A 26,966-nucleotide genomic window follows, 5' to 3' on the forward strand; every position below is an offset into this window, starting at 1 on the left:
GTCTTGTCGGGTCGAACCACCCTGCCAGCGCGCGCGCGTTATCGGCAAGCCACATCCGCTCGAGATCGCGCAGCTCACGATGTCGTGGCTTGGACTGCGGCAAGGCGGCGCAACGTTGAACCTATCCCCCGCCGGCACGACCCATTGGCACCGGGGATTTCAGGGCCCAGTATTTCGACGGCGCCGTCTGGACGAGCATATTCCGTCCAGGCGGCGTTGTTGCCTCAGGCGAGACAATCCGGCCGAAGCTTGGTTACCCGTGCCGGAACGCTGTTCACGCACAGAGAGCCACGGAAACAATACGTGTGCTCATGTCGTGCGGATTGCTGGTGGTGTTGCCACGCCGATACAGAGATACCCCCGCAACGATGCTAACCAACCTGCATCTGAACCAAGACGGGGTTGCGTCGTGTCGGGATTTGATCACTGGAACGGTGCAAATAGAGCCTACTCGTCCGCCGAAGCGCCACATCTGCGCGATGAGCAGCAGCAGTTCGACCGCTATCACAAATTCGACGACCCCATCTCGCGACCGCCGGAGAGTGGCTCAAGAACCGTGATCCTGGATCGCTACAACCCGCCGGCTCGTTGATCTGGTCAGCGCCCGGGCGGCTGAAGTTGCGAGCAGTGGAGCGCGGGGGCTTCGGTCCCGCGCTTGCTATTTCAAGGTGCCAACTGACCGCGATTTGTGGACCAGGTCAGACACGAGTGCCGAGCACGCGCCGATCATAAGCATCGCGTCCGCCTTATCTACCGACGGAGCGTCTCTGTTAAGTCTTTGATTTGGATGGTCGGGGCAGCTGGATTCGAACCAACGACCTGCAGTACCCAAAACTGCCGCGCTACCAGGCTGCGCTATACCCCGACATTTCCGAGAAGCCCCGTGGATACACGCTTCAGCCAGCGCCAGCAAGGCACCGTTGCGGGGCTTCGTGCGGCGAATCCGGGTACCACTTTCCGCCCGGAAATCGCGTTAAAACCGGCTGCTAACGGCCGCCGAACAGCGGATGGGCAACCCGGTCGCCGGGCTGGATGCCGTATTTCTGCGCGGTCCCGGCAATCACCTCGAGCACGCCCTTGGCGAGCCCGCGCGACGGAATGATCCTGGTCGAAAGCGGCTCGGTGTTTTCGGCGATCCGAAGGATGCGCCCGTCGGCGCGGATGAAGATCATGTCGAGCGAGATGTAGGTGTTCTTCATCCACATCGACACTTCCTGCTCCGGCGAGAAGTCGAACAGCATGCCTTTGCCGTCCGCGAGCTCCTTCCGGTACATCAGGCCGGTCTCCTTCTCCTGCTCGGTGGTCGCCATTTCGACCGAGAAGACGTGCACGCCCGATTTGGTGACGATCTCGAGCGGCTGGACGCTGGCAGCCTGCGCGGCCGGAGCCAGCAGTGCACTGAACATGATCACGAGGCAGGCCATCAGCCACGAACGATGGCGCCCAACAATGCGAACGAAATTCATCGACAAATACTCACACCGGGGAAGATTTTCCGGCGGACCCTAACCCGGCGATTGCGGCAAATGCCAGAGCCGAGACGGCTCGCCGGCGGCTCACGTTTCCGTCAGGGAGGATCAGACCCGGATCAGTGCGACGACAGCGCCGACGGACCGGTCTCCGGGTGGATCTCGGCGGCCATCATGCCTTTGGAGCCGGGCCCGAACCGCACCAGCACGTACTGGCCGGGGCGCAGTTCGGTCATGCCGAAGCGGCGCAGCGTCTCCATATGCACGAAGATGTCGGGCGTGCCCTCGCCGCAGGTCACGAAGCCGAAGCCGCGCAGCCGGTTGAACCACTTGACCTGCGCGCGCTCGAGCCCGCTGGTCGCGGTCACCGTGACATGGGTGCGCGGCGGCAGCATCTGCGCCGGATGGATTGCCGTCGATTCGTCCATCGAGACGATGCGGAAAGCCTGGTAGCCCTTCGCGCGCTGCACGCATTCGACGACCAGCCGCGCGCCCTCATAGGCGGTCTGATAGCCGTCGCGCCGCAGCACGGTCACGTGAAGCAGGATGTCGGGCCAGCCATTGTCGGGGACGATGAAGCCGTATCCCTTCGAGGCGTCGAACCATTTGATGACGCCGGAAACTTCGACGAGGTTTGCCGCTGTGTCACCGAGGCCTGAGAAGGCATCCATCGCCGGATCGCGTGGCGCGCTTCCATACTCGCCTTGACCAATCCTGCTTTGCCCAACTCCGCCCATCGGCGGTCCGCCGAGCTTCTTGGACTCAAATCCGTCCGACCCCATGACCCCGGACCCCACACATCAAATGCAGATCGCCGTCGTTGCGGCGCACCCTGTACACGCTGCTCTCCATGACCAACTCACTTGGACTGATTTGGACGCGGCGCGAATCTCTCAACCAAAAGATAACACTCCCGCTTGCGGGGCATAGCTAAAAAACGATTCTTGCGGGAACTATGAACAGGCTTGCACAGCCGCGAATCAATCGGGCATCAATTGCCTACGAAAGGACCAAGCGTGTCGCCGATGTCGTGGCGGATCACCAGATCGGCGATGTCGTCCTGATCGGTCGGCTCGTTGTTGATGATCACGAGCCGCGCACCGCTCTCCTTCGCCATCATCGGAAAGCCTGCGGCGGGCCACACCACAAGCGATGAGCCGATCGCCAGAAACAGGTCGCAGTGCCTGGATAGTTCCGCCGCGCGGCGCATCGCATCCTCAGGCATCGATTGCCCGAACGAGATCGTCGCGGTCTTCACCGGATCGCCGCAGTCCGCGCAATCGGGCGCGCTGCCCGCCTTGTCGAACTGCTGCTTCACCCACGACAGCTCGTAGTCCTTGCCGCAGCCGATGCAGCGGCCATAGGTCGTGTTGCCGTGCAGCTCGATCACGTCGTCGGCCTTGAAGCCCGAGGCCTGATGCAGGTTGTCGATGTTTTGCGTGATGATGCCGGGAACCTTGCCGGCCCGGTAGAGCGACGCAAGCGCGCGATGCCCGCGACCGGGTTTGGCCGCGGCAAACGTCTGTTCCATCGCAAAGCGGCGCCGCCATGACTCGTCGCGCGCGTCCTGGCTGGCGACGAACTCGTCGAACGGAATTGGTCGGTTGCGGGTCCACAGCCCGCCCGGCGAGCGGAAATCGGGAATGCCGCACTCGGTGGAGATGCCAGCCCCGGTGAAGGGCACGATGGACGACGCCTCGGCAATCATGTTGCCGAGCTGCTCGACGCCGCTGCGCAAGTCTTTCGCGATCACTGGAAACAATCCGGTTGGCCGCAGCGACTATAGCACGGCCAGACCGATTGCGAGCTCAACCGTTGCGCGAGCGATCGGCTGCGAGCGGCGTGCCTTGATCGATCGGCTTGCGATCACCTGCGTCGGCCTCCGCTTGTGCGTCGGCGCTCCGCTTGGTCGCTCTTCCAGCGCCTCAGCATCATCACATTCCTGCACTGGCTGCTCCGCATTGACGCCCAATTCGCCGACGCCAATGCGCCCGGGACAGGACCACGGCCAGGAGGATGGGCATGACCGATCAGGAAGACCGCGTCGCGCGCGAGCGCGAGGAGATCGTCGCACGCGTTGCCAGGTTCAGGGCGACGCAGCAGAAGTTCGAGCGCGATCGCCAGGAATATTACGACAACACGCTCGGCAATGCCTGGAGTGGATTTCAACGCAAGACCGCTTGACGCAAGACCGCCTGATGCCCTGCCAGGCGACCGCGTTCATGGTCCGGGCGCCATGAGGCGCAAGTGAGAAAGTCCCGAGCGGTTTGCTCCGGGCTTATGTCTATTGCCGGTGCCGCTGTGCGATGGTTGCCGCAAACGCAGTTCCGGTTCCCTCGAGCGTTTTCCGTTCCGATCGGATCGCTCGAAAACGCGCCAGCCATGCGATAGCGCAAAGCTACCATCGGTTAGCGCTGGAACAAAAATACAACCTCAGAGATTAGCTTGGCGGTGAACGAGGTTGGCATCAATGCCGGCATGGATGGAACTGCTGCTTAACGTGATGGGCTTTGCCGGCTTCATCGGCATCGCGATGTATCACAAGCATCCGAACGGGAAGCTGCCCGACTGAGCGCCGGCGGCGTGTCTCGGCTTGCCGCTCCCCGGCTGGCCGTCTTCAGTTTGCCTTTCGAGCCTCTCCCGCGGTCCGGACCAACCGGTCCGCCTCACGAGCACCTTGCCGCTCTCCGGCTGCGGCCGCAGCCAGAAGCTGATCGCGACAAAAGCCGAGCAGAACAGCAGCCCCACCACCATCACGCGCCGGTGGGTCGGTCGATCAGAACTGTGGAACGATGGCATCATGGCTGTCACCCGCAGCCATCCCAATCGCAATCGCAGGTGGTGACAACACGATGCTGCTCTTAACCTAACCAGGTAGGGTTAGCGGTGGCCGGATAGTGCCTCGTCCGGGAAGTTCCGATCAGCCGTCGCAGCGTGATTCACAGCGATATCCCCTGCTTGTCCGCAGCAAATTCACAACGCCAGCGGGCCCAATTATCCAACAAAATACGGTTCTTGCTGCACGCTCATCCACAGCCTCGCGCCGCGTGCGCGCATTCAGGCGTCGGCGAGCCATTTCAGGGTGGCCCGGAAACCAGGCTGCGGGTTCCAACCAGCACGGTTCCGAACACCTCAGCCTCGTCGTCGCTGAATGTGCCGGAGAACCCGCTCGTGACTTCCTGTCCGGCGAACAATGGCCGGGCGAACGGATCGGCGAATGGCGAATGCTGATTGGTGCTGAGATGTCCCTTCCAGGTCCCCTCGCCGGCCGTGTAGGCCCCGATCGACCAGAAATACGGCCCGCCGCCGATCAAGAGACCGTCGCGCAGGATCAGGATGCCGCTGTCGCGGCCCCTCACGCCGTCGGTCATGTGAATGTGGATCGAATAGAGCCCGTTCTTCATCGATCGCGCCGCCCGGTCCTGACGGCCCGCAGTATGGCTCCAACCCGGCCGGCATGCGAGCGGGCCGATACCGTCCGCCCCGTCCGAATCGAGGCAAAAGCGGGCCCTGGGCGCTTACAAATCGTTAAGAAACCCCTGACAAGGTTCGATCCTCCGGAGGGAGAGAGCCATGCTCGTATACCCCGTACCTGTCGAAGTGACGCAAGCCAGAGTGCAGCTCGTCGTCGACCAGACGGCGAAGGAGCAGCCGCGCATCATCAATGAGGATGTGCTGGATGTCTTCGCCGCGAAGAACCAGGCCGACCGTGAAGCGGTCGAGACCATCCTCGACATCAAGGTGTGAGAGCGGCGCCGGCCGACAGGAACCTCTCGGCTGCGCACGGGTCATCCTGGTGACGCCAGGAGGCACTCATGTGCAAGCTGATCGCGGTCACCGTCTTCACCCTAATATGCGGCGCGGCCTTTGCCCAGGATATTGGTCCAGCGCCGCAGAGCGGCATGGAACGGCCTGAAAACACCAACGGAGCCACTCAGAGCGGCGCGATGGACACCACGGGGATGGATGTGAAGCGGGCCAACAAATCCGAGATGAAGAACACGGCAAAGGGCGCGGCAAAAAGGGACGACGCAAAAAAGTAGGTTCCCACGACGGAACGTCCGGGAAGCTGCGACCTTAAAAAACGACCTTAAAAAAAGACGCGATCTTCAAAAAAGGAAGGAACGAATTTCTCGTTCCGCCGTTGGTTTGGCGAGCGGTACAACGAGGGAGAAATCCACCGGAAATATCAGCTCAACAAGCCCCGTCAGCTTACTTCGGTAACTGGCGGGGTTTTGTTTTGTGGAGGCGCTCATGTACGCCCTGTTCCGCGGCAAGACGCAGCTCGGAAGATCGTTCGCGACGGAGAAGGAAGTTTGGGAGGCGGGCCAGATCCTGCCCGCCGGCTATCGCGTCGAGCGGGTCGATGAATACGAGGCGCAGCCCGATTGGAAACCCGGACGTTCCTGACGCCGATCGGCCAGCCGGCGGACCCCAGCCGGCCGGAACTGCGTTGAACAGCGCAACGGCACATCACGCGTGGTGCCGACAGCTCACCGCCCTGTCGGCTTTGGAAGACCCCGCGAATCCCCCTCGCGGGGTCTTTCTTTTGAACCTTTCGCGCGGCGCGAAGACATAAGGGCGCTGGGGGATTTCAGGGCCCAGCATCCGGCGCAGCGCTGTGAGACGAACATACTCCGTCTACGCGGCGCTGTTGCATTTTACAAATTCAACCTTAAGTTTGGTCTCCAACAGTTGACGGCTCACGCCCTGAGAGATCCCCAGTCCGTCAGCTGGGAAAGCCCCGCATCCAGCCTGCGGGGCTTTCTATTTTCCGGACCCAGGAACCTTCCGCGCGCAGCGACATTGTCTGCCCGGTTGCCGACACGATCTCCCCAAGGCCGGTCGGCATAGACCTCGCGAGCCCACTCGCGGGGTTTTGCGCTTTAGAGGCCGTCCAACCTCGCGCGTCCTTGATTGGCCGTGATCGGCAATCGGTGCGATAGAGGCCGCGCCTCCAAGGCTCGACCACAAGCCCCGTCCCAGAAATTTCGCTGGGCGGGGCTTGCTTGCATCCGCTGCTGCGCAAGCGTGTCGCGGCACGTCCCTTCCATACCTGGCTGCGCGATCGCGCGGCGCAACGGGAGCCAGCGCTCGCGAAGGCGTGAGCATGCAAAGGCGAAATGCGATCGGCAAAACTCGCGCTAACCCCTGCCCCGCGTCGCGTTTTGCTGCTATTCCTTGCGCGTCTCGCCCGAGCCCAAACAAAATCTCTGAATCTGCAGGAGGATAAAAAAATGCGCTATCTGCACACCATGCTGCGCGTCCGCAATCTCGATGTCGCGATGAAATTCTATCAGGACGCGCTGGGGCTGAAGGAAGTGCGCCGCATCGACAATGAGAAGGGCCGCTTCACGCTGGTGTTTCTCTGCGCGGAGGAAGACCTCCATCTGCTCAAGTCCCTGCCGCAGACCCGCGGCGCCCCGCTGGTCGAGCTGACCTACAATTGGGATGAGGAGAAGTATGGCGAGGACCGCCATTTCGGCCATCTCGCCTACGAGGTCGACGACATCTACGCGACCTGCGAGAAGCTGATGAAGATGGGCGTCACCATCAATCGTCCGCCGCGCGACGGCAACATGGCGTTCGTGCGTTCGCCCGACCTGCACTCGATCGAGATCCTGCAAAAGGGCGAGCCGAAAGCCCCGGCCGAGCCGTGGGCATCGATGCCGAACACCGGCCATTGGTAAACACCGCGCCCGCACCTACGTTCCTGTCGGCGTTTCGCCCTTGCTGAAGCGCCGAGCGATCGCGAGGAACGCGACACGATCGTTGACGTTGCTCCCTCACAAGCATGCGAGGAGGCAACGATGGGAAGAGGAATTTTGCTTTGGCTGTTGGGTGTGCCGATCCCGGTGATCATCGTGTTGTGGTTGTTGTTCGGTCACTGACGGCGTCTTGATGCATAGCGATCAGCGAGGCTCTGCCGCAATCCGGCGGAGCCTCTTTTTTTGCTCTCGGTGCAATTCACCCCGCGCTTTTCCCTGATGCTTCAGCTATGAACGCGCGCAAAGCACAACAGCGGGAAGAAACGCGTGATGGACAGCAAGCCGCAACTGACGATCTGGGGTCGGGCCAACTCGGTCAACGTGCAGAAGGTGCTCTGGTGCCTCGCCGAGCTCGACCTCCCCTATCAGCGCATCGATGCCGGCATGCAGTTCGGCAAGAACGATCAGCCCGACTATCTCGCGATGAATCCGAATGGCCGCGTCCCCACGCTGGTCGATGGCGACTTTGTGCTGTGGGAATCCAATTCGGTGATGCGCTATCTCTGCATGGCCTATGGTCATGGCGCGCCGCTCTATCCGCAAACGCCGAAGGCGCGCGCCGCCGTCGACCGCTGGCTCGACTGGACGCTGTCGACGCTGCAGCCGGTCGATCGGCCGGTGTTCTGGGGCCTGGTGCGCACGCCGCCGGAGAAGCGCGACATGGTCCAGATCCAGAAGGACGCCGATGCCGAGGGCGTGGTGTGGCGCGTCGTCGAGGCGCAGCTTGCAAGGCGCCGCTTCATCGAGGGCGATCAGTTCACGATCGCCGACATCGCGCTCGGCGCCTTTGCGCGGCGCTGGCTCGGCGTCGAGGGCGTCACCAAGCCGAAGCTGCCCCATCTCGAACGCTGGTTCGGTGAGATCGCGGGGCGGCCGGCCTTCGTGCGCTTCATCGCGCCGCCGATGTCGTGAGCGCGGGCGGCAAGCCGCTCAACGCCCGCCGCTGGACATCCCGCCACCGACGCTGACGGCGCCACCGAGCTTCACGCAGGTGTCGGAGCCTTCGACCTTGACGAAGCCGGGTCCGTACGACGCGCATGGATTGCTCCGCGTCGCGGATTTCGACGGCAAGGTTTTGCCGGCATCAGTGGGCGTCTCGAAATTGCGGCGGTCGCCCTGCTGGGCGAACGCGGCGGCCGGAAGCAGGACGGCGATGATTGCGAAGCAGATCTTGAGCATCCGCCCTTCTACCGTGCGGGGCCGAACGAGGCTAGCGCACGAATTTGACGCCGAACGTCCTGCCCTCGCGCCACACCACTTCGCAGGCGCGCCCGGTGCGGGCGTCGCGCGAGAACGCCAGCCGCAGCTTGGCCGGCAGCGTGTTGTTGTCCTGGACCGTGATCTTGGCGCCCGACGAGGACATGTCCTCGACCACGCAGGGCCGCGCGGCGAATCCGCCGTCGAGCGTGATCCAGCCGGATTGCCGCAGCGATTTTCGCGTTTCGCGCTTCTTGGTCCCTGGAGCCATCACATCATCCCGAGCCCAGCCGTATCGCCGTTGGCTTTACAAAGGGTTGCCAAAGAGGGGCGGATTGCAGCGATCTCGGGATTGTTCACATCTACATCTGCCAGCGCGGCACGGCGAGGGAGACCCCCAAAAAGCATTCTCTGAATCAATCAGAGTTGTGAAGCCGAGCGGCTACGTCTGCCACACGACATGTTTCGTCAATGGCATTCACGCGGCGCCGAAGGACTTTTGGCGTTTCACTCCGGAATCGCTAAGGCTGATATCTGACAACGCGAACGCCGAGTCGATCGTTTGTGGGGGATGGGGCAATCGCGAGGTGATCGGCTTGATGGCATCCCCGCTTCGGATGAAACCCATCCCGGACGACCCGGCCAATCCAATTTGCCAATTGGCATTACGAAATGAGCCGAGCTGGCCGATCGTCGTGTGGATTATTTCCAGGCGAAATTGAGCTAGCAATTCTCGCAGTCGCGCAGCAGCCCGAAAAAGTCATCGGGCTGCCCTGACGTCATGCCCCGAGCAGCGCCAATCTTGTAAGCCCCAATCAAGAAGCAGTTGCGGCAATTGCCGGTCTGACGGCCAGAGCAAAGACCAGCGCCAGTTCACCCTGGACCGTTCCGGCCCCAAGCGCGGCGATCGCTCGCGCTTGGGGATCACTTCCCGAAGTTGCAGATAGAACTGTCGTCGCGAGATCAACCGGCTGATGCGCCGAAAATGTCAATCTGGACGCTTAAATGTCTGATCTTGTGGAGTGTTCACTTTGGCCGTGATGGCGCTCCCTAGCGGAATCGAACCGCTCTCTCCACCGTGAAAGGGTGGCGTCCTAACCGATAGACGAAGGGAGCAAAACTCCCGGCAAATCAATACGTTAGACGTGAGATGCGCCGGACTGGCCACAGCCCTCAAGCCGCGACCGGCGAACGTATAGTGGCGATTGGCCGGGCGGGCAAGCGTTCAGAACGCTTTTCCCGGGTTGCCGCTGGGATCACCGGAAGGACATCATCTGCAGGACAATCCGGCCTCGATCGAGGTCCAGAAGCCGCAATGCGTCGGCACATGCGCATGCGCCCGCGAGCCCCCGACGTGAATCAGGATTGCGGCGGCAAGCGCGACGACGACGACGGGAACAATGAATCTTCGGATCGACATGGGCCTGCGCATCGACCGACATCGTGGCCTAACTAAGGCCTGCGAGCCGGCTCGATGTCCAGCAACAACGGTCAGCGCCAGCCGCTAGTGATTGCTGGCGACGTCCTGACGATTATTCGGCTGCGCCGCCACGGGCGTCCGCTTGATGCAGGTGCTGCAGATCACGAGCTTGCGCGCCAGCCGGTCGTCGGCATCCGCTTCCGACAGTTGCTCAGGCGACGCCTCCGCCACCGCGGGCGACGCATTCCGCGCATGGCGCCGCGGCTGCGGGAGATTGGGGTCCTGTCCGGCACCGTCCCAGGCCAGCGGACCTGTCCCCGGCGGCGGCGTGGTCATGCTGTATTGCTGCGAGACCTGCGCGCAGGCGCCGACAGCGATCGGAAGAAACAGCACAGCGGCCTTGCGAGCCCAGTTCCGGAATGCAGACATGATCACACTCTCACGCTATTCGTACTGCGACCTAAGAGCAGAACCGCTAAGAAATCGTTTGCCCTGATTGTTCCGTCGCATCCAACCGCGTCGGCATCAAGACGGGATTGAGGCGCCAAGGCGCACATCAAGACGCAATCCGGAGTCCAATCATGCCAGGCATCAACGGTCGCTTCGACGGCAAGCGCGTGCTCGCCGATCTCAACGCGCTGCGCACGATCGGCGCCTACAAGACCGGCGTGCACAAGCCGACATTCTCGGAACCGCATCTGCGCTCGCTCGACTGGCTCGCGACGCGTTTGCCCGACGCCAATCTCACCGCAACGATCGACGGCATCGGCAATGTGCTCGGCTCCAGCGCGAAGGCGGGACCAAAGCTGCTGGCCGGCTCGCATCTGGAGAGCCAGAACCATGCGGGCTGGCTCGATGGGCCGCTCGGCGTGATCTACGCGCTCGAGGCGGCGCGCGTCATCAATACCGACCTGGACGCGAACGGCGCGGTCGAGGTCGCCGCGTGGTGCGACGAGGAAGGACATTTCGGCAGTTTCCTCGGCAGCCGGTCGTTTGTCGGCGCGGTGACCGAAGCCGACATCGATGCAGCCCGCGACCGCTCCAGCGATCGCACCATGCGCGATGCATTGCGCGACGCAGGCTTCGCCGGCCGCCCGCGCCTCAATGCCGAGGCCGGCCGCCATATCGGCTATCTCGAAGCGCATATCGAGCAAGGCGACACGCTGGAAAGCAGCGGGCTCAAGATCGGCGTCGTCACCTCGATCGTCGGCATCTCGCAGTATCGCATCACGTTCAACGGCGAGCAGAACCACGCCGGCACCACGCGGATGGCGGTGCGCAGGGACGCCGGCCTCGCGCTGGCGCGGTTCTGCGTCGCGATCGACGACAGCTTCCCTGCCCTGTCGGGACCGCGCACGGTGTGGACCACCGGCCGCATCACGCTCGACCCAGGCGCACCGAGCATCATTCCAGGCGGCGCCGAGATGCTATTCCAGATTCGTGACGACAATCCCGAGGTGATCGCACGTCTCGAGGAGCAGCTGCATCGCCTGGCGGCCGAGGCCACCGCTCAGGGCCGTTGCGGCGTGAAGGTTGAGCGCATCCGCACCGGGGTGCCCGCGATGATGACGCCTGCATTCCAGGATGCGATCGAAGCAGCGAGCGCAACTTGCGCCGGCGGCAAATCGATCCGCATGCCGAGCGGCGCCGGCCATGACGCCCAGGTCCTCGCCACCATCATGCCGGCGGCGATGCTGTTCGTGCCGTCGATCGGCGGCATCAGCCATCACTGGAGCGAGAACACCGACGACGCCGATATCGTCACGGGCGCCGAGGTGTTTGTCGAAACCTGCCGGCGCCTGCTCGCAGGTTAGAGCACCTTCAGGTCGGGCCGCCCCGGTTGCCCGACTTCAGCGAAGCCAACGCGTGCGAGTTCTGCACGGTGCTTCTCCTCGCGGTGAAGAAGACGTACAGCAAGCAGATGTCGATCAGGATCGTGCCGGCCATGACGCTGTAGGCCCACGGGCTTTCCATCAGCTTCACTTCGATCAATACGCGCGACAGGCCGAATCCCACGACCCACGCGTCAAAGCTCATGCAGATCCGGCGAAACGTCTCGGCGTCCAGCCGCCGGATCAGCCAGGCACCGAGCGGTATGCCGAGGACAACGCAGGGAACGAGCACGAACAAGAGGCTCCGGCTCTCGTCGATGAACAGACCGAGCTTGTAGTACGCGATTGCAGTCAGGCTGGACTCCGTCACCCGAACCAGTGCGAGACCGGCCCGAAACTCATCTTTGACGAGGCCCTGATTGTTGAAGAGGATCGCTAGCGGCGGGCCCGAAATGGTCGTGACCGAGTACAAGATCCCGAGCATCGTTCCGAAAGGCAAACCGACCAGCCATTTCGACTGGATCGGCCTCCGCCAACCGGCCGCCTGCAGCAGAATGAGCGGCAGAATGATCGAGTAGGTGGCGAACTTGGTCCAGCCGGGCTGAAGCGACGTCAGCGCAAAGGCTCCGACCGCGATGCCGGGCAGCATGCCGATGAGAATAGGCAGCACGCGCCGCCACACGGCCGGAACGCCGCTCAGGTTGATGCACAGGACATACAGATTGACGAAGACTTCGACGATGACCACCGCGGGATTGAGGACGCGGTTGGTGTAGAAGACGAGTGCGACCGGCACCGTGAGCGAGGAAAACCCGTAACCAAGCGCGCCATTTACAAACGCAGCAAACAGCGCGATCACGGCAAGAACGATCACAGCAGAATCAATCGAAAGCATCTCTGGCTTTTACCGGATCAGTCGCCTTGCCCACGGCATTATAGCCCAACGAAGGGAACGCGGTTGTCGAAAGCTGATCGGACCCCACAGGGTCGCGATCCCGGCATCGTCGGGCTACCAACGCTCCTGCGCCTGGAACGCCATGGACCTGGCGCCTGGCAGGAACCTGTCCGGGAGCCGCGCTCGGCCCTTAGCTGATCAAGGCCCGCAACGGCACCTTTCCAGCCTGCTTTCGTAAGGCACCGTGGCATATTGGTCACGAGAACGGCATCAGACCGATTTGCAATCCGCTGAACTTGCTGCCATTTCTTCGGCACGCATCGCTTTGGTGCCATCAAAGGGGCCCGTCCGGCTCATGTTGTTGCTTGAGTCGCTTCCAACCGTCATCGGCGCCGCCGCCATTGCCCCCGCATTGCTGGTGTTGTGGCTGGTCATCGCCGCCGACGAGCGGCCCGGACCGCCGGTTCAGGTGTGGCTCGCCTTCGTGCTCGGCGCGGCCAGCATCTCGCTGCTCGGCCTGGCGCGAATTCCGTTCAATGCGCTGCTCGCCATTCCCGACAATCCCTGGGCGACGCAGGCGGTGCGTGCAGCTTTCGGAGTCGCGGCACCGGAGGAGATCGTCAAGGTGCTCGTCATCGTCGCGATCTCGACGCGGCGCCGCGCCTTCGCCGATCCGATGGATACGGTGGTCTATGGCGCGGCCGCCGGACTTGGATTTGCCGCCTATGAGAACCTCGCCTATCTGGTCCAGCACAAGGACATGTGGCGCGCGCTCGCGGCATTGCGCAGCGTGCTCACGGTGCCGTTCCACGGCGCGCTCGGCATCATCGCCGGCGCCTATCTTGCGATCGCGCGCTCCGGTGGCGCGCTCGGCGCCTACCGGGGTCACCGCGACTGGGCGCGCATGACAAATTGGGCGCTGGTGCTGGTCGCGCCGGTCGCGCTGCACGCGGCGTTCGATTTTCCGCTGCTCGCGCTCCAGCGCATCCCCGATCTCGGCTCAACCACGCGGCTGCTGCTCGGCTCGGCCAGCGTGCTGATCGGCTTCTCCTCGATCGGCTTTGCAATCCGCCTGGTGCGACGCCTCGGCAAGCATCATGCGCCGCGCACCGACGTTGCGCGCGAGCGGCTCAGCCAGCTGCGGCGGATGTGGGCGCTGCTGCTGATCGGCGGCGGCGCCGGCTTTGCCGGCGTCTCCTTCCTGCTCACCTCGCTGCATCATTGGTACGTCAATCCCGAGCGCAATGCGTCGTTCATCCTGGTCCCGATCGGCTTCACCTCGATCCTGATCGGACTGGCGCTGCTCATCGCGACCACCGCCGTCTACTTCCTCGGCCGCAACCGGATGCGGACCGCCTCGGAGGGCTTTCCGTCCGCTCCCGGTCAAAGCTAGCGCCCCGGCCGGCCACCGCTCCCCTTGCAAAACAACCTCGGCGGGTTCAGGGAGAGACACAGACCAGGCGCGAGAGGACGATGGGGCACAACTACAAGAATTATCGGCCGGATATCGACGGCCTGCGGGCCGTCGCCGTCTCGTTGGTCGTGCTCGGCCACGCGTTCCCGCAATATGTTCCCGGGGGTTTCGTCGGGGTCGACATCTTCTTCGTCATTTCCGGGTACCTGATCACCGGGATCATCTATGGCGACATTCAGAACGGGAGCTTCAGCCTTGCGACGTTCTATGCGCGTCGCATTCGCAGGATTTTTCCCGCCCTGATCGTCGTCTTGATCGCCGCCTTCATCGCCGGATGGCAACTTCTGATGCCGAGCGAGTTGGTGGCCCTTGGAAAGGAGATTGCGGCAGGCGCGGGTTTCTCGGCAAACCTGCTGTTCTATTCGGAGGGTGGCTATTTCGATGCGGCCGCGCAAACGAAGCCGCTGCTCCATCTCTGGTCGCTCGGCATCGAGGAACAGTTCTATCTTGTCTGGCCTTTGCTGCTGTGGGCGCTGATGCGATGGCGGATCGCCGCCGCCGCTCCCCTTGCCCTGATCTTCATCGCATCGCTTGTCGCAAATATCCTGGTCGTTCGAACCAACCCTGAAGCCGCATTCTACCAGCCGTTCACGCGGGCGTGGGAGCTCGCGGCCGGAGCATTGGTGGCCGTCTGCCTGCCCAGCGGATTCTCCGCGGCGCGCGACCTTCTCGGATGGTCCGCGCTCGCAGTGATCGCGGCGGTAACAGCGTTCTATTCGCCCTCCATGACCTACCCCGGGATCGCAGCGGTGGCGCCGGTCGCCGCAGCTGCCGCCCTCATCATGTCAGGTCGCAATCGATTTCTCTCGACCCGTACCGCGGTCGCGATCGGGCTGATCAGCTATCCGCTCTACCTCTGGCATTGGCCGATCCTGGTTTTTGCGGCGAGCTTCAAAGGTCGTCCCCTGACTTTGGCCGAGAACGGGCTGGCCGTTGGGGCCAGCTTCATTCTGGCCTGGGCAACCTATCGCTACGTCGAGCGCCCAATCAGGTTCGGGCAGTGGCGGGTGGCGCCGGTCCTTGCGGCATCGATGGTGGCCGTTGCATCGGTGGGAGCATTGGCGATCGTCGACGGCTTTGCCTTTCGCCTTCCGGCGATCGTTCGCGAAGCCGGCGCCATGACCGTATCCAGGGACTTCCTGAGATACGGCGAATGCCATATCTCCGCTTCCGCCGATCCCGCATTTGATCCGAGTTGCGTTGACGCCAGCAAGCGCCCGCTTGTTTTCGTATGGGGCGATTCGACCGCCGGCATGCTTGCCGCCGGGCTGCGGCAAGTCCAGGGCGATCAATTCGGGTTAGCCCAGTTCACCGTCAATTCCTGCCCGCCGCTCTTCACCGCGCAGGCCGAGACCATTCCGTTTTGTGTTCAAACCAATCGCCACATCGTTGCTGCGGTTGCCCGCTCGCACCCCGATGTCGTGCTTCTGCACCTGGCGTGGAGCAAAGAACCCACCGCCGACGATCTCCGCCCGACGATTGTCGCCCTCAGACAGGCCGGCGCCGCCCGTGTCGTCCTGGTCGGCCCTGTCCCGGTCTGGACCGACACGGTGCCCCATCTGACGGTGCAATATTTCCTGCGCCATCATGCATTGATCCCGGAACGGAGCCACGATGTGCGATCGACCAAGCAGACTGACGACAGGATTGGGCAGATCGCCGCCGATCTCGGGATCGAATATCTGTCGCCCTATGACGAGCTCTGCAACGCGGACGGATGTCTGACGAGGGTCGGGACCAGCGCAAACGATCTGGTATCGGCCGACTTCCTGCATCTGTCGCCGCGCGCCTCGCGATATCTGGCGGCCAAGCTTGTGCCAAGGATTTTGGCTGTCGAAAACCGCCATGCGGAAAGATGAGCGCACAGCTATTGCCGCCGCAACTGACGGGCTGACCATTTATAACCGGTTAGGATAGACTGCACACGCGCAGATCCGGAGAGCCGCGATGACCCTGTCCAACGACCTCGACAAGCTGCGATCGGAAATGCAGGCCGCGGTGAAGGCGCACTGGAAGGCGTTCCTGTTCGAAGGCATCCTGCTGGTGATCCTCGGCATCGCCGCGATGATCGTGCCGACCTTCGCGAGCCTCGCCGTCACCATCTTCCTCGGCTGGATGTTCCTGATCTCAGGGATCGGCGGGCTGATCGTGACGTTCTGGGCACGCAACATGCCGGGCTTCTGGTGGTCGCTGATTTCGGCCGCGCTCGCCGTGCTGGCCGGCATGGTGCTGCTCGCCCGTCCGATGCAGGGCGTGCTGACGCTGACCATCGTGGTCGGCGCCTATTTCGTCGCCGAGGGCGTCGCCACCATCATGACGCGCTGGAGCACCGCCGCGAATTGTCGGGACGCTGGTCCTGGCTGCTGATCGCCGGCCTGATGGACATCGTGATCGCCTTCTTCATCATCGCGGGCTTGCCGGAATCCGCGGGATGGGCGATCGGCCTCCTCGTCGGCCTCAATCTGATGTTCGGCGGGGCGACCCTGATCGGCATGGCGTTGGCGGCGCGCAACACCTGACGCCGAACCGCGGGGGGCTTGCATTTGGGGGGTGACAGCCCCAAATCCCTGCGCTATAGAGCCGCCCCATGATCACCGTCGCCACCAGCTATTTTTGGTACTTTAGCTACGACAGCTCGCTGGCGGCAGGAGGATCGCGCTCAATCTGAAGAATTGCAGCAAACGTCCAAAACAAGCCGCCTGACCTGGCGGCTTTTTTGTGTGCCGGCAGGTCCCGAAATCCAAAGGAGCCAGCCGTGTTGAGTACGACAGACGATCTTCGCATCAAGGAATTGAAAGAGCTTAGTACGCCCGAGGAGGTGATGCGGGAGGTCCCGCGCACCCTGACGGCGACCCGGGTGGTGATGGGCGCCCGCAACGCCGTCCACGCGATCCTGAACGGCACCGATGACCGCCTGCTGATCGTCGTCGGCCCCTGCTCCATCCACGATCCCGCGGCGGCCGTCGATTACGCCGAGCGCCTCGCCAGCCTGCGCGAACAGCTCGCCGACCGCCTCGAGATCGTGATGCGGGTCTATTTCGAGAAGCCGCGCACCACCGTCGGCTGGAAGGGCCTGATCAACGATCCCGATCTCGACGGCAGCTTCGACATCAACAAGGGCCTGCGGCTCGCCCGCAACGTGCTGTCGGCGGTGAACAATCTCGGCCTGCCGGCCGGCACCGAATTCCTCGACATGACGACGCCGCAATACATCGCTGACCTGGTCTCCTGGGCCGCGATCGGCGCGCGCACCACCGAGAGCCAGATCCATCGCGAGCTGGCTTCCGGCCTGTCCTGCCCGGTCGGCTTCAAGAACAGCACCGACGGCGGTGTGCGGATCGCGGCGGACGCGGTGAAGTCGGCCTCGCACCCGCATCATTTCATGGCGGTCACCAAGGGCGGCCGTTCAGCGATCGCCGCGACCAGCGGCAACGAAGACTGCCACGTCATCCTGCGTGGCGGCCGGGCGCCGAATTATGATGCCGCGAGCGTCGATGCTGCCGCCGCCGAGCTCGGCCGCGCCGGTGTCGCGGCGCGGCTGATGGTCGACACCAGCCACGCCAACAGCAGCAAGAAGCCGGAGAACCAGCCGGCGGTTGCCGCCGACATCGCGCGCCAGGTCGCAGGCGGCGAACAGCGCATCATCGGCGTGATGATCGAGAGCAATCTTGTTGCGGGACGCCAGGACGTCGTGCCGGGCAAGGCGCTGACCTACGGCCAGAGCATCACGGACGGCTGCGTCGACCTTGAGACGACGGCAGACGTGTTGAAGCAGCTGGCCGATGCCGTCGACGCAAGGCGCAGCGTACGGCGTGACGGCCTGCAGGAGCGTTCGGCCTGACGCGGCCGAACGGATTGAGCGTTGCCGGCGGGGCGGATATCGCGCCTCGCCGGTCAGCTGCGTGGGTTAGCAACCGCGGCAGATGCTCTTGATCTTCCTGTCGAGCGCCGCATCTTCCTTGTTGGCCTGACTGTTCGGATCGCTGATATTCTTCTCGCTGCCAACGTCGCCGCGGCGCGGCTGACGATGTCCGATCGGCGCCTCCGGGACCGTGCCGCCCTTCTGCATGGAGGACGATCCGCCCTGTTGCTGCGCCCAGGCTTGGGAGATGCCAAGCTGGGGCGCTCCGGCCGCAACCATCATCAGAGCCATCAACAAAACTGTCTTCCGCATCTCGCGTCTCCGCTTCTCAACCCTATCGCGCCCGTTCCGGCACTTCGACGGTAGCACAGTTGCTTCGCCCCTGCGCTGCGCAATCCTGTACCTTCCGTATATCGGCCATCGTGCCAAGGAGCCAGATTCCCGCGGCGACCAGCACCACAAAGAAGCCGAACATCACAGCATTTTCGATGCTGCGGTTGCCCCCGTCCTCCGGCGGCTCCTGCTGTCCGTCCCCGGCCCCGCTCATCGCCGCCTCAGGATTGCGGCGGGTAAAGATGAACGTCACCACAATAATCGACGATACGGTAGCGCCGTTCCACCGGATCTTCACGTTCGCGGGAAGCCGGCTGCGACAAATAGCTCGGGCCGATCGGCGCCTTGCCGTGGCCGCCGGGGATGTCGAGCACATAATCCGGCTGACAAAGTCCGGACACACGCCCGCGCAACGCCCGCATCAGTTCCTGCCCGGCTTCGATCGTGGTGCGCAAATGCGCTGTGCCGGGCGCAAGGTCACCGTGATGCAGATAATAGGGTTTGATCCGGCACTCGACGAAGCCGCGCATCAGCGCCTCGAGCGTCGCAGCGTCATCATTGACGCCGCGCAGCAGGACGGACTGGCTCACCAAGGGAATGCCGGCGTCGGCAAGGCGCGCGCACGCCGCGCGGGCATTGTTGCTCAGCTCACGCGGATGGTTGGCGTGGATCGCGATCCAGGTCGTCGCGCCTTCGACCCGCAGTGCCGCGATCATCTCGGGATTGATACGGCCCGGATCGGCGATCGGAACACGGGTGTGGAGGCGAACGATCTTCACATGATCGATGTCGGCGAGATCGGCCATGATCTCGGTCAGCCTGCGCGGCGACAGCATCAGGGGATCGCCGCCGGTCAGGATGACTTCCCAGATCTCCGGATGGCTGCGGATGTAATCCAGCGCCGCACGGTAGGCGTCATCGGACAAGGCCGAGGCTTTTCCCGGCCCGACCATTTCGCGCCGGAAACAGAACCGGCAATACACCGCGCAGACATGGACGAGCTTGAACAACACCCGATCGGGATAGCGATGCACGATTCCGGCGACCGGCGAATGCGCATCGTCGCCGATCGGATCGGCGTTCTCGCCCGGCTGCTCGACGAGTTCGTCGGCGCTCGGGATGAACTGCCGCGCGATCGGGTCGGCGGGATCGGCCGGGTCAATCAGCGCGGCGAGCTCCGGCGTCACCGCGACCGCGTAGCGCGCAGCGACCCGCTCGAGCTCCGCAAGTGCTGCGACCGGCGCGAGCCCGGCATCGACCAGCTCGCGCGGCTGTCGCAGCGTCGCCGCCAGTTTTGGATCGATCCTGTTCATGGCTCTCCCGCAGGCGGCGTCCAGACCACCTGATCAATTCGTGGCGCACCGCTCGCCAGCATCACCAGCCGGTCGAAGCCGAGCGCGACGCCGCTGGCCTCCGGCATCTGGCCGACCGCGGCAAGGAAGTCGTCGTCGAGCGGATAGCGCTCGCCATAACGGCGGGCCTTCTCGTCCATCGCTGCGGTGAAACGATGGCGCTGCTCGGCCGCGTCGGTCAGCTCGCCGAAGCCGTTGGCGAGCTCGACGCCGCAGGCATAGACCTCGAAACGCTCGGCGACGCGCTGATCGCCGGCCTTGGTGCGCGCCAGCGCGGCCTCTGGCGACGGATATTCGAACAGCACCGTCAGACGGCCCTGTCCCAGATGAGGCTCGATATGCTCGACCAGCACCTTGCTGAAGATATCGGACCAGGTGTCGTCATCTGCAACCCGCACCCGCGCTGCAGCAGCCGACGCCAGCGCCTCGCGGTCGCCTTCGCCGCCTGAGATCGTCGCCAGGAGGTCGATGCCGGCGAAGCGCTCGAAACCTGCCGCGACCGTCAGCAGCTCCGGCTCCGCAAACGGATCGACCGTCCTGCCGCGGAATGAAAACCGGCCGATACCGGTCGCCTGCGCCGCATGGGCGATCACCACGATCGTGTCGGCCATGATGGCGTCATAGCCGGCATTGGCGCGGTACCATTCCAGCATCGTGAATTCGGGCAGATGCAGGTCGCCGCGCTCGCGGTCGCGGAACACCCGCGCGAACTCGTAAATCTTCGGCTCGCCGGCCGCGAGCAGCTTCTTGCAGGCGAACTCCGGCGAGGTGCGCAGATAGCGCGGCGCATGTGAGCCATCGGCGTGCCTGAGCTCGGTGCGGGGAGCGTGCAGATGGGTCTCGTTGCCCGGCGAGATCTGCAGGATCGCGGTCTCGACCTCGGCAAACCCCTGCTCCTCGAACCAGGCGCGCAGCGCTCGCGTGATCGCCGTCCGCGCCTGCAGGAACGGCCTGCGGTCGGCATAGCGCTGCGGCATCCACCAGGGCGACGGCCGGTCATGAGCTGTCATCGCCAGAGCATCCTCATGGATTCAACATCAACGAGCCGCCATCCGCACTCAAGAGTCCCGCGCAACCGATTGATTCCACACAAATTCATAAGCCTACACAGCCCGAGCCTCCGCGGAACGCAGCGAGGCTGATCCCTTCTTGTCGAAAGACGCGCACCTTGTCCATGCGCGCACGTGGCTGAACTTGAACGACGGCTCGCGCGTCCCATCGGCAGATTCGCTGAAACGGATGAGCCCCATGGCCCGAAAATAGGGCCGATCGGGACGGCCGGGACGGTTGGCAACCTTGCGAATTCGGCCGCAAAAGACTGGCATCTCAGGGACAAATCAGTATGTTGCAGCCCGAAATCGCCGCCATGGCCGAGGGGCTGCCGATCCGGTTGGCGCCCTTAGGCTCTCAAATTCAGGGAAACACCTTTGAAAGTCATCGCCAGTTCCATCCGCAAGGGCAACGTCATCGAGCAGGACGGCAAGCTCTATGTGGTCCTTTCCGCCGAGAACATTCATCCCGGCAAGGGCACCCCGGTCAGCCAGATCGAAATGCGCCGCATCGGCGACGGCGTGAAGGTCTCGGAGCGCTACAAGACCACCGACCAGGTCGAGAAGGCCACCGTCGAGGACCACAACTACAACTACCTCTATGAAGATGGCGACGGCTTCCACTTCATGAACAACGACAACTACGACCAGGTCCAGGTCTCCAAGGAGATCGTCGGCTCGTCCGCGCCGTATCTGCAGGAGAACATGACCGTGAAGCTCTCGATGCACGAGGGCAACCCGGTCGCGATCCAGCTGCCGCAGCGCGTGACGCTGGAAGTGGTCGAGACCGAGCCCGTGACCAAGGGCCAGACCGCCTCCTCGTCCTACAAGCCGGCCATGCTGTCCAATGGCCTGCGCACCGGCGTGCCGCCGCACATCACCACGGGCACGCGCATCGTGGTCATGACCGAAGACGGTTCCTACGTCGAACGCGCCAAGGACTGAGCGCTTGAGTCGCGGTGGGATTTGAAATGAATCGTCACCGCGCCTCAACTTGTTGGTTAAGCGTCAACTTTACCGAAAACCGCTACACACTTTTCCGGAACTTGCTTTAGTCTTACGGGCGATCAGACATGAGCCCGGGGTGTGCAGTGAACAGGAAGGTGGTCAGCTTCGTCAGTTGCTGGCTGGCAGCCCTGCTCTCGCCTCTTCACGGCGCGCATGCCGACGAATTCCGAACGCCATCGATCTCGGCCATGCGGGTCGAATGGCGCGCCGTGCTCGACCAGTTGCGGCAGGAGATCGGCAGCCGCCCGGCCGTCTCCGCCGGCTTCACTTTCGCCGGACAACGCCGCGTCCCCGCCACCGATCCGCGGGCGACGCCTGCGCTGGTGCAGTTGAACGCGGTGACGGCGCCGCTGTTTCCCGGCATTGCGCAGAGCCCGATCCCGGTGCTGCTGCCGTTCGACCCCGCAAGCTATCTCGACGCGCGGCAAAACGGTGCGCCGGACACCCTGCCGATCGCGCGCTACCAGGCCGACTTCCGCGCGGTCGATTTCTTCCATGCCGGTGCATCGGGCTACGATGCCGTGTTCTCGCTCGACCCCGGCGCCGGCGACGGCCTGCCGCCGCGGACATTTGCAAAGCCGGTCGAGGTGCAGATTTCCGGCTCGATCCTGGTCTACGACCTCGCCGACCGGCTCGGCGGCAAGGGCGAGCCGGTCAAGACGCTGGCCGCGCAGTTTCCGGACCTGCGCCGCTTCATTCGCGAGGGCTATGTCCGCTACGCCTTCACTCGCTTCGGGATTCCCTATGTCGTCTCGATCCAGTGCCTCGACAGCGCGCCGCGGCCGAAGCGGCTGGCCTGCCGCGAGGCCTATCCGGTCGCCGAGCGGTTTCTGAAGGCCCTGCGCATCGCCGGCGGCCAGCCGTCACGGCCGCGCAGCGACGTCGCCTCCGACATCGCCGAGCGACCAGCCGCGCAATCCGCCGACTTCACCTACCACCCGAGCGGCGACATCGTCGCGGGCAGCGGCGGCCGCAGGCAACAAGGCGGCCACGCCGACTTCACCGTCTATTCGCAGATCCGCTTTCCGCTCGAGAAGGCGCCGGCTTTCGCCCACTCGCAATCCTTCGCCAAGCGCAAGCCCGGCGCGGCCATCGACACGTATCCCTGGCAAGACAATTTCTGCGAGGCGCGCAGCTTCGAGGTCGGCCAATGCGCCAGCGGCTACGGTCATCAGGGCCAGGACATCCGCCCCGGCGCATGTCCTGTCGACAGCAAGGATGGCTGCGACCCCAAGCAGCAGGCGGTCGTTGCGGTGCGCGACAGTATCGTGATCCGCTCCGCGCAACAGCAGGCCGCCACATTGCAGGTCAACACCCGCACCGAGCATGTCCGCTTCCGCTACATGCACATGAACCCGTCAGTGATGGATGCCGACGGCCTGCTCAACGGACGCCGCGTCAGCGAGGGCGAGAAGATCGGCGTGGTCTCGAACTATCTCGACCACCCCAACGGCACATCGCGGCATCTGCATTTCGACGTCCAGCTGTTCACGCGCGACGGCTGGCTGTGGGTCAATCCCTACACTACGTTGGTGTCGGCCTATGAGCGGCTGATCCGCGGCCACGGCCGCGAGATCGGACCGGAGCCCGGGCTTGCAGCCGCCGTGGCCCATGCCCTGCCCGACGACGTCGTGCATCGCATCGACACCCAGGAAGGCGGCGGCAATTAGAGTGTTGTCGAGCGAAGGGGACACCGGTTCGGGGCGGACTGCCAAAATATCGAAAACAACCCCATGCAAAGTAGCCGGCGGCTGCCGTCGTTCGACACGACAACTTGACACGTCGGGCAAATCAGCGGCATTATTCCATTATTCCGAAATTGTGCAAACGCCCACCGCAGGTTCCATTCGGAATCGCATTGATGCGCGCCATGTCGCGGCGACAATTGCCAGCTTGAATGATCATGATGGAAGCAGCAAACCGCGGGAACCTGTCCCGCTTTGACCATCGGACGCAAGTCCCTATCAGATGCCCGTTCAGGCTGGACCATAACCAAGCATGCTCTCGACCTTCAGCTGGTTCTTTCTCTCGGTGAAAGGCCGCATCAGCCGGCAGGAATTCAGCCTGGGATTTTTCGGCCTCGTCTTGGTCGACATGCTCGTCATTCGCATCGGCGTAAGGCTCGACCCCGGCCCACGTTATTACGACAGCAGCCCGCCCGCCGACGAGTTGTCCGTCCTGCGTTTGCTGCTCATGCTGTCATTGTGGCCGTTCGCGGCGATCCTGGTAAAGCGGCTGCACGACCTCAACGTCTCAGGCTGGTGGGCGCTGACGATCCTCGCCATTCCGCACCTCGCCGCCGCGCTGCACGTCAAATACTGGATCCCCTATCTGGCGCTCGTCGCAACGCTGAGCGTGCTGCCGGGATCGAAGGGTGACAACCGGTTCGGCCGCGACCCGCTGGCGCGCGCCGGCATCTAAAGCATGATCCGGAAAAGTGCGAAGCGGTTTTCCGAAAAGATCATGCTCAAACAAAGAGCTAAAGCGCGATGACGATTCAACCTAATCTCATCGCGCTTTAGCGCCTTCCGCCGTGGTTGCGATCAGTCGATCTCCATCGCAGCCAACGTCTCCTTGACGCGCCTCTGAGCGTCCGCGGGCAGCGGCAATATCGGACGTGGAGGGTCGGCCGTGCAGACCCCTCTGAGATTGGCAAGTGCGTAGACAACACGCAGACTGGAATATGTCCTGAACAGATCCCAAATCGGCTGCAGACGCGCGTTGAGTTCTCGCGCCCGGGCCGCATCGCCGCTCGTCGCGGCGCGCACGATGTCCACGCAGACCTTCGGGAAAATTCCTGCGAGAACGCTGTACCAGGTATCTCCGCCCGCCAGCAGCGCCTCGGTGCAATTCCAGTCGGCGCTGTAACCCAACGCAACGCCGTACGGAACCACAGCCCGCAATTCCCTGAGATGGCCCGCCACCGTCGAAGCATCCAGCGCCGGACTTTTCACCGCGACGATTCCCCCGACCCGGCTCAGACGGCCGATGAGAGCCGGCGTGAATTGAAAATGAGTCGTGCCGGGATTGTCATAGATGCAGATCGGCAACCCGCTCTCGCGGGCCACGGTTTGGAAGTGCTCAAAGACCTCGTCATCGGTCAGCGGCGTATAGGAAACCGCTGCCAACAGGCCCGCCGTCGCGCCGGCATCACGCGCATCTTGAGCCAACCGCACCGCATCGTCGGTGCGCAGTGCGCCGATGCCAACCAGTATTGGTGTGTTGCCGTCCGCCAAGGCGGTCGCCGCCTGCACGGCGCGCCGCCGCTCATCGCGGCTGAAATACGGATATGAGCCGGTACTTCCGAGCAGCCCGACCGAATCCACTTTCGCCGCAATCAAGGGGTCGAGCAAGGCGCGGAGCGCGCCCACATCAACCCGCCCATCCCGGTTCGAAGGTGTTATCGGGAAGGCAGAGAGCCCCTTCAGGCTGATCATCGATTTGTCCCTCGTCGGCAATCATCGCCGCAACGTGTCGTGCAATCAATCGACACGCCCCGTTGCGCGCAAGGTCCAGTTTCACGCGAACTGGGCACCAAACTGGTCCAGTGCGCATGTCTAGCAGAACGAGCGCCCAACCGATCGCTATTCGAGCATCGTGGTCAGCTGCGCGCCCTCATCCGCCACGAACACCGCGATCAGCTCCGCCGGCTCGGTGGTGCTCGCATTGGCCGAGACCATGTGGGTCGAGCCCGGCGGCTCGAAGAAGGACTGGCCGACCTTGAAGGTCTCGACCGGCCCGCCGCCAAGCTGGGAGCGGATTTCACCCTTGGTGATGTAGGCGGTCACCGAACCGGAATGGCGGTGCGGCGGCGTGAAGCCGCCGGGACCATAGAACACACGCACCACCGTGACACGCTTGCCCGCCACATTGGGCAGCGCGTGCGAGCTGATGACCTCGACCTTGTCGAGCGGCGACGCCGCATTGGCGCTGGCGCACAGTGGCGCGATGACGGAGGAGATCGCGTCCATCGGGGTCGGCAGTGCCTTGCCGATTACGAAGGCGGAGGCCAGTCCCGCGATCACCGCCAGCGCGACCGGCCGCGGCGGACGCGCGAATGGAAGGGATGGTGTCATTGCCATCGAGATCATTGTTTTTCTCCCTGTCGGTTGCCGTTCCGTCTCGACGTTACGAAGCCGCCGCGTCCGCACGCTGCCGGCGCGGCGGCGGCGTCCAGCGATAGGCCGCGCCGAACCGGTTCCAGACATTGATCGATGCGATCGCCGAGGTCAGGTAAGTCAGCTCCTGCTCGGAGAATTCAGCGGTGGCCTGCACATAGACCTCGTCGCTGACGCCGCTCGGCAGGGTCGTCAGCGCTTCGGTCCAGGCCAGCGCGGCGCGCTCGCGCGGCGTGAACTGCGGCGCCTCGCGCCACACCACGACGAGGTTCAGCTTGTCGGCGGGCACGCCGAGGCTCTCGCCCTGCAGGATGTGATACTGCACGCAAAACGCACAGCCGTTGATCTGCGAGGCGCGCAGCTTGACCAGCTCGAGCAGCTGCTTGTCGAGGCCGGCCTTCGCCGCGAACTGGCCGAGTGCGCGCACGGCGGCGAAGACGTCGGGCGCGAGCTTCTCGAAGTCGGTGTATTCCTTGCGGGCATGTGACATTGGCCTGGCCTCATGTTATCAGTGTGCTGAGATATTATCAGAGCTCTGATATCATCGGCAAGATGCGGACATCGGCGAAGGCGGCAGCAGGCGACATGGCGGCAATGCAGAAACGAGGCAAATCCGGCACCGCCGAGCGGCGTCCGGTCGGAAAGGCCGCCGGCCGAAGGGCCGCAGCGAATGCGGGATCGAACGCAGGCGACGTCCTGCTCGCCCCTTCCGTCCCGGCGCCGGGCGAAGGCAAGCGCGGCGAGCAGGGCTATCTCGCCTATCTGCTGCGCCAGGCCCACGCGGCCTCGCGGCTGTCGATGGAGCGCCAACTGGGACGGCTCGGCGTCACCTCGCCGCAATTCGTCGTGCTGACGATGCTGAAAGCCTATCCGGGGCTCTCAGGCGCCGATCTGGCTCGCGTCGCGCTGCTGACCCCGCAGACCGTGAGCGTGATCATCCGCAACCTCGAGCGCGATGGCGCGATCGGCAAGACGCCGCACCCGGTCCACGGCCGCGTGTTGCAATGGACCCTGACCAGCCATGGAACCACACTGCTGGAGAAATGCCGGCAGATCGCCCAGGCCCAGGAACGCCGGCTCGCCGCCAGCCTCGATGCCAGGTCGGAACAGGTGGTGCGCCGGTGGCTGTCAAAAATCGCCATAGATTTGCAGGATAGCTAGAGCATGACCCGGAAAGGTGGGAACCGGT

General features: G+C 63.7%; 30 protein-coding genes, 2 tRNA genes and 1 pseudogene. 15 read left to right on the forward strand and 18 right to left on the reverse strand.

What is annotated here, in order from left to right:
- Positions 1-788: 788 nt before the first annotated feature.
- The 4 genes from I6F38_RS15845 to I6F38_RS15860 form a co-directional block, all read right to left on the reverse strand.
- A tRNA-Pro gene (locus I6F38_RS15845) sits at positions 789-865 on the reverse strand.
- A gap of 121 nt (positions 866-986) precedes the next feature.
- A complete protein-coding gene (locus tag I6F38_RS15850; protein WP_225160996.1) occupies positions 987-1,466 on the reverse strand; it encodes a DUF192 domain-containing protein in 480 nt (159 codons plus the stop codon).
- A gap of 122 nt (positions 1,467-1,588) precedes the next feature.
- Positions 1,589-2,251, reverse strand: coding sequence for a cold-shock protein (locus tag I6F38_RS15855; RefSeq protein WP_028332158.1), 663 nt, complete (start codon positions 2,249-2,251; stop codon positions 1,589-1,591).
- A 209-nt stretch (positions 2,252-2,460) separates the two neighbouring features.
- Positions 2,461-3,222 (reverse strand): Sir2 family NAD-dependent protein deacetylase, encoded by a 762-nt coding sequence (locus I6F38_RS15860; protein ID WP_225160997.1) that lies wholly within the window; start codon positions 3,220-3,222, stop codon positions 2,461-2,463.
- A gap of 269 nt (positions 3,223-3,491) precedes the next feature.
- On the opposite strand from I6F38_RS15860, the gene I6F38_RS15865 reads away from it, so the two are divergent.
- A complete protein-coding gene (locus I6F38_RS15865) occupies positions 3,492-3,653 on the forward strand; it encodes a hypothetical protein (RefSeq protein ID WP_225160998.1) in 162 nt (53 codons plus the stop codon).
- An 893-nt stretch (positions 3,654-4,546) separates the two neighbouring features.
- On the opposite strand, the gene I6F38_RS15870 is transcribed toward I6F38_RS15865, so the two are convergent.
- Entirely contained in the window at positions 4,547-4,873 is a 327-nt protein-coding gene (locus I6F38_RS15870) for a GrlR family regulatory protein (protein ID WP_225160999.1), read from the reverse strand.
- 169 nt (positions 4,874-5,042) lie between these two features.
- Here I6F38_RS15870 and I6F38_RS15875 point away from each other — a divergent pair, with 169 nt between their 5' ends.
- The 5 genes from I6F38_RS15875 (at position 5,043) to I6F38_RS15895 (ending at position 8,149) form a co-directional block, all read left to right on the forward strand.
- Positions 5,043-5,216 (forward strand): hypothetical protein, encoded by a 174-nt coding sequence (locus I6F38_RS15875; protein WP_018271496.1) that lies wholly within the window; start codon positions 5,043-5,045, stop codon positions 5,214-5,216.
- A 68-nt stretch (positions 5,217-5,284) separates the two neighbouring features.
- Positions 5,285-5,512: a hypothetical protein gene (locus I6F38_RS15880; RefSeq protein WP_057018562.1), complete on the forward strand. Its 228-nt coding sequence runs from the start codon at positions 5,285-5,287 to the stop codon at positions 5,510-5,512.
- Between the two features lie 211 nt (positions 5,513-5,723).
- The gene (locus I6F38_RS15885) at positions 5,724-5,879 is read left to right on the forward strand and encodes a hypothetical protein (RefSeq protein ID WP_225161000.1); all 156 of its coding nucleotides are present in this window, start codon (positions 5,724-5,726) and stop codon (positions 5,877-5,879) included.
- An 827-nt stretch (positions 5,880-6,706) separates the two neighbouring features.
- Positions 6,707-7,159, forward strand: a complete 453-nt coding sequence (locus I6F38_RS15890) for a VOC family protein (RefSeq protein WP_016844600.1) — start codon at positions 6,707-6,709, stop codon at positions 7,157-7,159.
- A 348-nt stretch (positions 7,160-7,507) separates the two neighbouring features.
- The gene (locus I6F38_RS15895) at positions 7,508-8,149 is read left to right on the forward strand and encodes a glutathione S-transferase family protein (protein WP_225161034.1); all 642 of its coding nucleotides are present in this window, start codon (positions 7,508-7,510) and stop codon (positions 8,147-8,149) included.
- Positions 8,150-8,167: 18 nt separating this feature from the next.
- Here the strand turns inward: I6F38_RS15895 and I6F38_RS15900 are convergent, their stop codons facing one another.
- From I6F38_RS15900 to I6F38_RS15920, 5 genes are all read right to left on the reverse strand, one after another.
- Entirely contained in the window at positions 8,168-8,416 is a 249-nt protein-coding gene (locus I6F38_RS15900) for a hypothetical protein (protein WP_225161001.1), read from the reverse strand.
- 31 nt (positions 8,417-8,447) lie between these two features.
- Positions 8,448-8,705 (reverse strand): PilZ domain-containing protein, encoded by a 258-nt coding sequence (locus I6F38_RS15905; protein ID WP_092083431.1) that lies wholly within the window; start codon positions 8,703-8,705, stop codon positions 8,448-8,450.
- Between the two features lie 770 nt (positions 8,706-9,475).
- A tRNA-Glu gene (locus I6F38_RS15910) sits at positions 9,476-9,550 on the reverse strand.
- A gap of 154 nt (positions 9,551-9,704) precedes the next feature.
- The gene (locus I6F38_RS15915) at positions 9,705-9,854 is read right to left on the reverse strand and encodes a hypothetical protein (RefSeq protein WP_016844593.1); all 150 of its coding nucleotides are present in this window, start codon (positions 9,852-9,854) and stop codon (positions 9,705-9,707) included.
- Positions 9,855-9,938: 84 nt separating this feature from the next.
- Entirely contained in the window at positions 9,939-10,283 is a 345-nt protein-coding gene (locus I6F38_RS15920; protein ID WP_143029581.1) for a hypothetical protein, read from the reverse strand.
- A 152-nt stretch (positions 10,284-10,435) separates the two neighbouring features.
- Between I6F38_RS15920 and I6F38_RS15925 the strand changes: the two genes are divergently transcribed.
- Positions 10,436-11,668 (forward strand): Zn-dependent hydrolase, encoded by a 1,233-nt coding sequence (locus tag I6F38_RS15925; RefSeq protein ID WP_225161002.1) that lies wholly within the window; start codon positions 10,436-10,438, stop codon positions 11,666-11,668.
- A 7-nt stretch (positions 11,669-11,675) separates the two neighbouring features.
- Here I6F38_RS15925 and I6F38_RS15930 read toward each other — a convergent pair whose 3' ends face one another.
- On the reverse strand, positions 11,676-12,560 hold the full coding sequence (locus I6F38_RS15930; protein ID WP_225161003.1) for a sulfite exporter TauE/SafE family protein: 885 nt from the start codon (positions 12,558-12,560) through the stop codon (positions 11,676-11,678).
- A 376-nt stretch (positions 12,561-12,936) separates the two neighbouring features.
- Between I6F38_RS15930 and I6F38_RS15935 the strand changes: the two genes are divergently transcribed.
- The 4 genes and pseudogenes from I6F38_RS15935 to I6F38_RS15950 all read left to right on the forward strand — a co-directional run bounded on the left by I6F38_RS15935 (position 12,937) and on the right by I6F38_RS15950 (position 17,896).
- On the forward strand, positions 12,937-13,974 hold the full coding sequence (locus I6F38_RS15935; RefSeq protein WP_028332171.1) for a PrsW family glutamic-type intramembrane protease: 1,038 nt from the start codon (positions 12,937-12,939) through the stop codon (positions 13,972-13,974).
- Positions 13,975-14,054: 80 nt separating this feature from the next.
- A complete protein-coding gene (locus I6F38_RS15940) occupies positions 14,055-15,914 on the forward strand; it encodes an acyltransferase family protein (RefSeq protein ID WP_225161035.1) in 1,860 nt (619 codons plus the stop codon).
- Positions 15,915-16,002: 88 nt separating this feature from the next.
- Positions 16,003-16,574 (forward strand): annotated as a pseudogene (locus I6F38_RS15945) (HdeD family acid-resistance protein).
- 236 nt (positions 16,575-16,810) lie between these two features.
- Positions 16,811-17,896 carry a 3-deoxy-7-phosphoheptulonate synthase gene (locus tag I6F38_RS15950; protein WP_225161004.1) on the forward strand — a complete coding sequence of 362 codons (1,086 nt, stop codon included), beginning with the start codon at positions 16,811-16,813 and terminating at the stop codon, positions 17,894-17,896.
- Between the two features lie 66 nt (positions 17,897-17,962).
- On the opposite strand, the gene I6F38_RS15955 is transcribed toward I6F38_RS15950, so the two are convergent.
- The 4 genes from I6F38_RS15955 to epmA are packed head-to-tail and all read right to left on the reverse strand — an operon-like array spanning position 17,963 to position 20,612.
- Positions 17,963-18,229, reverse strand: coding sequence for a hypothetical protein (locus tag I6F38_RS15955; protein WP_050384296.1), 267 nt, complete (start codon positions 18,227-18,229; stop codon positions 17,963-17,965).
- A 22-nt stretch (positions 18,230-18,251) separates the two neighbouring features.
- Positions 18,252-18,503: a hypothetical protein gene (locus I6F38_RS15960; RefSeq protein ID WP_225161005.1), complete on the reverse strand. Its 252-nt coding sequence runs from the start codon at positions 18,501-18,503 to the stop codon at positions 18,252-18,254.
- Positions 18,472-19,563: a lysine-2,3-aminomutase-like protein gene (locus I6F38_RS15965; RefSeq protein WP_225161006.1), complete on the reverse strand. Its 1,092-nt coding sequence runs from the start codon at positions 19,561-19,563 to the stop codon at positions 18,472-18,474. The genes I6F38_RS15960 and I6F38_RS15965 overlap by 32 nt, the downstream gene beginning before the upstream one ends.
- Positions 19,560-20,612 carry an EF-P lysine aminoacylase EpmA gene (epmA, locus tag I6F38_RS15970; protein ID WP_225161007.1) on the reverse strand — a complete coding sequence of 351 codons (1,053 nt, stop codon included), beginning with the start codon at positions 20,610-20,612 and terminating at the stop codon, positions 19,560-19,562. Before epmA ends, I6F38_RS15965 begins: the two co-directional genes overlap by 4 nt.
- A gap of 417 nt (positions 20,613-21,029) precedes the next feature.
- Between epmA and efp the strand changes: the two genes are divergently transcribed.
- From efp to I6F38_RS15985, 3 genes are all read left to right on the forward strand, one after another.
- Positions 21,030-21,596, forward strand: coding sequence for an elongation factor P (gene efp, locus I6F38_RS15975; protein WP_016844580.1), 567 nt, complete (start codon positions 21,030-21,032; stop codon positions 21,594-21,596).
- Between the two features lie 128 nt (positions 21,597-21,724).
- The gene (locus tag I6F38_RS15980) at positions 21,725-23,329 is read left to right on the forward strand and encodes a M23 family metallopeptidase (RefSeq protein WP_225161008.1); all 1,605 of its coding nucleotides are present in this window, start codon (positions 21,725-21,727) and stop codon (positions 23,327-23,329) included.
- 328 nt (positions 23,330-23,657) lie between these two features.
- A complete protein-coding gene (locus I6F38_RS15985) occupies positions 23,658-24,080 on the forward strand; it encodes a DUF805 domain-containing protein (protein ID WP_225161009.1) in 423 nt (140 codons plus the stop codon).
- 122 nt (positions 24,081-24,202) lie between these two features.
- Here the strand turns inward: I6F38_RS15985 and I6F38_RS15990 are convergent, their stop codons facing one another.
- From I6F38_RS15990 to I6F38_RS16000, 3 genes are all read right to left on the reverse strand, one after another.
- Entirely contained in the window at positions 24,203-25,096 is an 894-nt protein-coding gene (locus tag I6F38_RS15990; RefSeq protein WP_225161010.1) for a dihydrodipicolinate synthase family protein, read from the reverse strand.
- A gap of 147 nt (positions 25,097-25,243) precedes the next feature.
- Complete coding sequence (locus tag I6F38_RS15995; RefSeq protein WP_225161011.1) at positions 25,244-25,750, reverse strand: cupin domain-containing protein; 507 nt, start codon at positions 25,748-25,750, stop codon at positions 25,244-25,246.
- Between the two features lie 37 nt (positions 25,751-25,787).
- On the reverse strand, positions 25,788-26,267 hold the full coding sequence (locus I6F38_RS16000) for a carboxymuconolactone decarboxylase family protein (RefSeq protein WP_225161012.1): 480 nt from the start codon (positions 26,265-26,267) through the stop codon (positions 25,788-25,790).
- Between the two features lie 95 nt (positions 26,268-26,362).
- On the opposite strand from I6F38_RS16000, the gene I6F38_RS16005 reads away from it, so the two are divergent.
- Entirely contained in the window at positions 26,363-26,938 is a 576-nt protein-coding gene (locus I6F38_RS16005; protein WP_225161036.1) for a MarR family transcriptional regulator, read from the forward strand.
- Positions 26,939-26,966: the final 28 nt, after the last annotated feature.

This window comes from Bradyrhizobium sp. BRP56, assembly GCF_020194035.1.
GTDB classification, from domain to species: domain Bacteria; phylum Pseudomonadota; class Alphaproteobacteria; order Rhizobiales; family Xanthobacteraceae; genus Bradyrhizobium; species Bradyrhizobium australafricanum.

Coding starts and splice junctions, on each gene's coding strand:
- epmA (WP_225161007.1), bottom strand. CDS start 20,612: ATGACAGCTCATGACCGGCCGTCGCCCTGGTGGATGCCGCAGCGCTAT.
- I6F38_RS16005 (WP_225161036.1), top strand. CDS start 26,363: ATGGCGGCAATGCAGAAACGAGGCAAATCCGGCACCGCCGAGCGGCGT.
- I6F38_RS15955 (WP_050384296.1), bottom strand. CDS start 18,229: ATGCGGAAGACAGTTTTGTTGATGGCTCTGATGATGGTTGCGGCCGGA.
- I6F38_RS15985 (WP_225161009.1), top strand. CDS start 23,658: ATGCTCTCGACCTTCAGCTGGTTCTTTCTCTCGGTGAAAGGCCGCATC.
- I6F38_RS15880 (WP_057018562.1), top strand. CDS start 5,285: ATGTGCAAGCTGATCGCGGTCACCGTCTTCACCCTAATATGCGGCGCG.
- I6F38_RS15890 (WP_016844600.1), top strand. CDS start 6,707: ATGCGCTATCTGCACACCATGCTGCGCGTCCGCAATCTCGATGTCGCG.
- I6F38_RS15865 (WP_225160998.1), top strand. CDS start 3,492: ATGACCGATCAGGAAGACCGCGTCGCGCGCGAGCGCGAGGAGATCGTC.
- I6F38_RS15980 (WP_225161008.1), top strand. CDS start 21,725: ATGAGCCCGGGGTGTGCAGTGAACAGGAAGGTGGTCAGCTTCGTCAGT.
- I6F38_RS15965 (WP_225161006.1), bottom strand. CDS start 19,563: ATGAACAGGATCGATCCAAAACTGGCGGCGACGCTGCGACAGCCGCGC.
- I6F38_RS15885 (WP_225161000.1), top strand. CDS start 5,724: ATGTACGCCCTGTTCCGCGGCAAGACGCAGCTCGGAAGATCGTTCGCG.
- I6F38_RS15925 (WP_225161002.1), top strand. CDS start 10,436: ATGCCAGGCATCAACGGTCGCTTCGACGGCAAGCGCGTGCTCGCCGAT.
- I6F38_RS15870 (WP_225160999.1), bottom strand. CDS start 4,873: ATGAAGAACGGGCTCTATTCGATCCACATTCACATGACCGACGGCGTG.
- I6F38_RS16000 (WP_225161012.1), bottom strand. CDS start 26,267: ATGTCACATGCCCGCAAGGAATACACCGACTTCGAGAAGCTCGCGCCC.
- I6F38_RS15905 (WP_092083431.1), bottom strand. CDS start 8,705: ATGGCTCCAGGGACCAAGAAGCGCGAAACGCGAAAATCGCTGCGGCAA.
- I6F38_RS15990 (WP_225161010.1), bottom strand. CDS start 25,096: ATGATCAGCCTGAAGGGGCTCTCTGCCTTCCCGATAACACCTTCGAAC.
- I6F38_RS15850 (WP_225160996.1), bottom strand. CDS start 1,466: ATGAATTTCGTTCGCATTGTTGGGCGCCATCGTTCGTGGCTGATGGCC.
- I6F38_RS15915 (WP_016844593.1), bottom strand. CDS start 9,854: ATGTCGATCCGAAGATTCATTGTTCCCGTCGTCGTCGTCGCGCTTGCC.
- I6F38_RS15940 (WP_225161035.1), top strand. CDS start 14,055: ATGGGGCACAACTACAAGAATTATCGGCCGGATATCGACGGCCTGCGG.
- I6F38_RS15855 (WP_028332158.1), bottom strand. CDS start 2,251: ATGGGGTCGGACGGATTTGAGTCCAAGAAGCTCGGCGGACCGCCGATG.
- I6F38_RS15875 (WP_018271496.1), top strand. CDS start 5,043: ATGCTCGTATACCCCGTACCTGTCGAAGTGACGCAAGCCAGAGTGCAG.
- I6F38_RS15900 (WP_225161001.1), bottom strand. CDS start 8,416: ATGCTCAAGATCTGCTTCGCAATCATCGCCGTCCTGCTTCCGGCCGCC.
- I6F38_RS15995 (WP_225161011.1), bottom strand. CDS start 25,750: ATGATCTCGATGGCAATGACACCATCCCTTCCATTCGCGCGTCCGCCG.
- I6F38_RS15935 (WP_028332171.1), top strand. CDS start 12,937: ATGTTGTTGCTTGAGTCGCTTCCAACCGTCATCGGCGCCGCCGCCATT.
- I6F38_RS15920 (WP_143029581.1), bottom strand. CDS start 10,283: ATGTCTGCATTCCGGAACTGGGCTCGCAAGGCCGCTGTGCTGTTTCTT.
- I6F38_RS15895 (WP_225161034.1), top strand. CDS start 7,508: ATGGACAGCAAGCCGCAACTGACGATCTGGGGTCGGGCCAACTCGGTC.